This is a genomic window from Agrobacterium sp. ST15.13.013 (assembly GCF_027956525.1).
Classification (GTDB): Bacteria; Pseudomonadota; Alphaproteobacteria; order Rhizobiales; family Rhizobiaceae; genus Agrobacterium; species Agrobacterium salinitolerans.
In genome coordinates this window covers 1-740 of record NZ_JAQKGP010000081.1, presented here as the reverse complement: position 1 = coordinate 740, position 740 = coordinate 1, and the positions used below count along the sequence as shown (strand labels likewise).

Annotated in this window: 1 protein-coding gene; it reads left to right on the top strand. The window is 59.7% G+C overall.

Features of this window, described 5'->3' with window-relative positions; genetic code table 11:
• Window positions 1–18: 18 nt before the first annotated feature.
• Window positions 19–740, top strand: a 722-nt coding sequence (locus PL597_RS25945) for a porin (RefSeq protein WP_271366652.1), incomplete at its 3' end; no start/stop codon positions are given.

Sequence of the window (740 nt, the reverse complement as noted above, 5' to 3'; positions counted from 1 at the left end):
TTTGACTGGAGGTCAACCATGAACATCAAGAGCCTTCTCATCGGCTCCGCTGCGGCTCTCGCAGCAGTATCCGGCGCACAGGCCGCTGACGCTATCGTCGCTGCTGAGCCTGAGCCCATGGAATACGTTCGCGTTTGCGACGCATTCGGCACCGGCTTCTTCTACATCCCCGGCACCGAAACCTGCCTGAAGTTCCAGGGCTACATTCGTTTCCAGACCGACTTCGGTCGTGACAAGTCCGGCACCTCTGACTGGGATTCGTTCACGCGCGCTCAGTTCGAAGTTGACACCCGCACCGACACCGAACTCGGCGCTCTGCGCGGCTTCATCGGCCTGCGTGGCGATGCCGACCAGGACTCCAGCCGTGGCGTCAACGTTGACCAGGCTTTCATCGAACTCGGCGGCCTGAAGGTCGGTCAGTTCTACAACTGGTGGGATGACGGTCTCTCTGGCGAAACCGACACGCTCTCTACGAACTCCAAGTTCAACTCCATTCGTTACACCTACGACGCAGGTTCCTTCTGGGCTGGCGTTTCGGTTGACGAACTGGAAGGCACGGGCTCGAAGTTCGTAACGATCAACGCTGCTGGTACGGCCGCTCGCGCTCTGGAAGCTGACAACAACGTCGGTATCTCCGCTGGTATCGGTGCGAAGCTCGGCGCTGCATCGCTGCAGTTCATCGGTGGCTACGACGTAGACCAGGAAGAAGGCGCTCTCCGCCTCATCGCTACGGCTGACAT